Consider the following 1,616-nt stretch of genomic DNA (forward strand, 5'->3'; position numbering starts at 1 on the left):
TAGGCCATCCAGTGCTCTACCTCCGGCAAGAAACATGCGACGCTGCACCTAAATGCATTTCGGGGAGAACCAGCTATCACCGAGTTTGATTGGCCTTTCACCCCTACCCACAGCTCATCCCCCAGGTTTTCAACCCTGGTGGGTTCGGTCCTCCACACGGTCTTACCCGCGCTTCAACCTGGNCATGGGTAGATCACTCGGCTTCGGGTCTTGGACATGCGACTCAAACGCCCTATTCGGACTCGCTTTCGCTACGGCTACCCCACACGGGTTAACCTCGCCACACATCGCAAACTCGCAGGCTCATTCTTCAAAAGGCACGCGGTCACCAGACCGAAGTCCAGCTCCCACGGATTGTAGGCACACGGTTTCAGGTACTATTTCACTCCCCTCCCGGGGTACTTTTCACCTTTCCCTCACGGTACTAGTCCGCTATCGGTCACCAGGGAGTATTTAGGCTTAGCGGGTGGTCCCGCCAGATTCACACGGAATTTCACGGGCTCCGTGCTACTTGGGAACACGTCCGGGAGGAACACTGTTTTCAGCTACAGGGCTATTACCCTCTATGGCGGTCCATTCGCATGACCTTCGCCTAACAGCGCTCTTTCTGACTCCCTGACGGAACGGNAGTCCCGTCCAGACGATCCCACAACCCCAGCATCGCAACGCCTGCCGGCTATCACACGACACTGGTTTAGCCTCATCCGCTTTCGCTCACCACTACTCGCGGAATCACGGTTGTTTTCTCTTCCTGCGGGTAATGAGATGTTTCACTTCCCCGCGTTCCCTCCACATGCCCTATGTGTTCAGGCATGGGTGACAGGATTTAAAGCCCTGCCGGGTTTCCCCATTCGGAAATCCTCGGATCACAGCTCGGTTGACAGCTCCCCGAGGCATATCGCAGCCTCCCACGTCCTTCATCGGCTCCTGGTGCCAAGGCATCCACCGTGCGCCCTTACTAACTTGGCCACAAAGATGCTCGCGTCCACTGTGNAGTTCTCAACGTACGGACGGCCCCAGCCGACCCGGCAGAACCCACCCCCACACGGGAAGCAGTCCCCTACCACGACCGGTCCGTTCACCAGCAGACCCCCACCACAACCCCCCGAAGGAGATCGGCAGAAGGGGTCACACCAGACGAGGAAGCCTCACTCCCTCAGGACCCAACAGCGTGCCACGCACCACCAGCCACCCACCAGACCCGTTCCACCCGCCCAACCCCCCCGAAGAGAAGCCACACGGAGTACTAGACATCCAGCAGACAACCAGAAGCACTATCGTCAGCGTTCCACCCATGAGCAACCAGACCGGCATGCACATCCGGCCCTGGCCCTGAACCAGCCCACCCCCAACAGGACAGACCAGCCAGACGCTCCTTAGAAAGGAGGTGATCCAGCCGCACCTTCCGGTACGGCTACCTTGTTACGACTTCGTCCCAATCGCCGGTCCCACCTTCGACGGCTCCCCCCACAAGGGTTAGGCCACCGGCTTCGGGTGTTACCGACTTTCGTGACGTGACGGGCGGTGTGTACAAGGCCCGGGAACGTATTCACCGCAGCATTGCTGATCTGCGATTACTAGCGACTCCGACTTCACGGGGTCGAGTTGCAGACCCC

At 59.1% G+C, this 1,616-nt stretch carries 2 rRNA genes; both read right to left on the reverse strand.

Annotated features, from left to right (window positions below):
* Positions 1-969: ribosomal RNA gene (locus FF86_RS31025) — 23S ribosomal RNA — on the reverse strand; the annotation flags it as partial.
* A gap of 411 nt (positions 970-1,380) precedes the next feature.
* A 16S ribosomal RNA gene (locus FF86_RS31030) occupies positions 1,381-1,616 on the reverse strand; the annotation flags it as partial.

The sequence above is a fragment of the Frankia sp. CpI1-P genome (assembly GCF_001421075.1).
Taxonomy (GTDB): Bacteria; Actinomycetota; Actinomycetes; order Frankiales; family Frankiaceae; genus Frankia; species Frankia torreyi.